Source organism: Altericroceibacterium xinjiangense, from assembly GCF_003958635.1.
Lineage (GTDB): Bacteria > Pseudomonadota > Alphaproteobacteria > Sphingomonadales > Sphingomonadaceae > Altericroceibacterium_A > Altericroceibacterium_A xinjiangense.
The window spans coordinates 1-2,831 of the sequence record NZ_RSEK01000053.1 but is presented as its reverse complement, the minus strand read 5'-3'; the positions used below and the strand labels follow the sequence as shown (position 1 = coordinate 2,831).

The window sequence follows — 2,831 nt, the reverse complement described above, 5'->3', positions numbered from 1 at the left end:
CTGGCTTCCATGTGCCAGTTACTCCCCAAGCCGAAGTCGGTCTGCGGTACACGTTCCTCAACACCCAGGATTTCGACCTGGTGGATATGCGCGGGTACGGAGTCGATGGCGACATCAAGTCGCATTCGTTCCAGGTGAGCTTCCTGTACAACTTCGGTGGCGCTCCGGTCGTGGCCGTTCCGGTAGTAGTTGCGCCGCCGCCTCCGCCTCCGCCTCCGCCTCCGCCTCCGCCTCCGCCGCCGCCGACCAAGGCGTGCCCAAATGGTGCGGTCGTCCCGGTCACGCAACCGTGTCCGCTTCCTCCGCCACCTCCGCCACCTCCTCCGCCTTCGCCAGTCGGTGAGCGCGGCTAAGCACAAGTTTGCGGGCGAATGAAGAAGAGGGCGGTGCGGGTTTTTCCGCACCGCCCTTTACCGTGGAGCTGCGCTCTCATGTTCATGCAGAAATCTGAGCGGCCCGCATTGAGTGGTCCGACTCGGCTGCCAGGTGGAAGAGCCCCCCTCCGCAAGTGCCGTGAGGGCGCTCGTCGAGCGACCCTGTAGATAATGTTCGGGCCTTCCACTTGGGTGCGTGTCTCTTCTTAAGGATGGTGAGGACCGCGGCTGCTCCGACACCGCTGGATCGTGTATTCGCTATGGCAGGGAGCGATCCCGTTGACGGTGGAAACCGTCTGGCTCAGAGTACATGCCGCGCCGGTTCTTTTCGGCGCGTAGAGACCTGCTGGCCAAATACCGCCAGTCCTTCCCGATATAGGACGTTGTCTGACCGGATGTACCCTGGCGGTCCTCGGGTGACGAATAGCTCAATCATCCGAGGTTAACCCCGGCAGATGAAGGCCGGAAACTCTCATGATACCCGGCACGAAACCGGGGGACCCTCAAACAACCGCCCGGTTCTAATTCCGATCTGGGGAAAGTTCAGGGTCACGGCAGTGCCCTTCATAGAGGTCCCTGAGCCGACCGCCCGTCCTAAAAAGGAACCCCCGCCGAAGCGGGGGCAAGTGATTTGGGAACGCCAACTACGAAGGGGAGAGTTGGTCAATTGGTTGTGCACTCTCAACGGTCGGAAACCGCGCGCGTTCCCATGAAGCGGCAGGGTACTGTCAGAGCAACTGCACCGGATGGTGATCGGCTGTATGGCAGGGTAGGGCCGCGGCATGCCTCGTCCTCGCAAACCAGCTAATCCGCGCTGGCCGAGTGGCAAAACCTCATGGCGTGAGACTTGCAAGCGTCCAGGAGAATTCCGTCAGACGGGGAGCAGTTCACACCCGACTGACAGCGCCTCGGAGGGCGTTCAGGCCGGTGCAACCCTCTCCACGGCATCGTGTCTCACCGACGAGGCTGAAACTGGAGGGCGGCATACGCAGCGCAAAAATCTTGAACAAGCTTGGCCTTATCCTGGGGGCTGTTGCATTGGCGGCCACGACCCCGCTGGCGGCTGCTCCGCGTGGGGACGAGCCGGTCGCGGTCCCGAGCAGCGTCAGGCAGGGGATCGATTTCGTCTATGTCGATCCGCAGATGACTACGGTGGCCAAGCTGCACCAGAAGCCGCGTAATTGGCTCCAGCGTATCTTCGGCCGCTCTGGCGATGATCAGAAGAGCGCTCCCAACCCGGTATTTGCTGGGCTTGCGCAAGGACTGGATCAGTATCAGGCGACCTGGGGCGCTTTGCCGCAGGTCCGGGTTCCGCCCGGTCCGACACTCAGGCGGGGGTCTGCTGGCGAGCGTGTAGGCTTGCTGCGGGCCCGGCTCGGGCTGCAGCCCGGCGGCGGCTATGACGAGATACTTTTCCGCCGTGTCATGGATTATCAGCGCGTCCACGGGCTCGATCCGGTGGATGGGATCGCTGGCAGGGCGACGATCGCGTCCCTGAACCGGGGCGCGGATCACTATGGCCGGCGGATTGCGATCAACATGGAGCGTGCATATCGCCTCCCGGCAACCCGCAGTTTCGAGCGATATGTGATCGTCGATTCAGGCGCTGCGGAAGCCTATCTGTTCGAAGGTGACCGGCTTGCCGATACGATGCGCGTTGTCGTCGGCTCGCCTAAAACCAGGACACCGATGATGGCTGTGCTGATGCGTAACGCAAAGGCAAACCCCTACTGGAACGTTCCGCCTGAGTTGATCAGGAGCTTCACGGCAAAGCGCGTGCGGCAGCAGGGCGTCTCATACCTCAAGGACTTCCACTACGAGGTGTACTCCGACTGGACCGCCAATGCTTATCAAGTCGATCCGAAGACGATATCCTGGAAGCAAGTGGCTGCGGGAAAGAGCGATATTCGCGTGGTCCAGCTTCCCGGGCCGTGGAATTCGATGGGCGAAATGAAGTTCGAGATGCCCAACGACTATGGCATCTACTTGCACGACACTCCCAACAAGGACCTGTTCGAGCAGGAGGATCGCTGGCTCAGCAATGGCTGCGTGCGCCTGCAGGATTACCGCCGCTTCGCTTCCTGGGTTTTCGGACGTGTGCCGCAGGTGAGCTCGCAACCGGAGCAGGTCCTGGAATTGCCGCGCGCAGTGCCGGTCTACATGACGTACCTCACGGTCGCGCCAAGCAGCGGTGGCGTGGTGTTTCGCCCCGACCCTTATGGGTTCGATGCGCTAGCCATGCCGCAGATGTTTGATTCCTGAAGCGGCATTGTCAGAGCAAGTGCAGGTACTGTCAGAGCAACGGTACCGGATAGCGATCAGGCTCGCGGCAGAGTAGGGCAGGGCTATGCCTCGCCCTCGCAAACCCGCTAATCCGTTCCGGTACTTCCGCTCCTCGCCGGAGGTCATCCGCCTCGTGGTGATGATGTACGTGCGCTTCCCGCTTAGCTTGCGGAA

General features: G+C 61.7%; 1 protein-coding gene and 2 pseudogenes. All 3 read left to right on the top strand.

Going from position 1 to position 2,831, the window contains the following annotated elements; all coding sequences use genetic code 11:
* Window positions 1–353: pseudogene (locus ELY13_RS14770) on the top strand (hypothetical protein); the annotation flags it as partial.
* Window positions 354–1,412: 1,059 nt separating this feature from the next.
* On the top strand, window positions 1,413–2,636 hold the full coding sequence (locus ELY13_RS14765; RefSeq protein WP_126174636.1) for a L,D-transpeptidase family protein: 1,224 nt from the start codon (window positions 1,413–1,415) through the stop codon (window positions 2,634–2,636).
* A gap of 85 nt (window positions 2,637–2,721) precedes the next feature.
* Window positions 2,722–2,831 (top strand): annotated as a pseudogene (locus tag ELY13_RS15780) (IS6 family transposase); the annotation flags it as partial.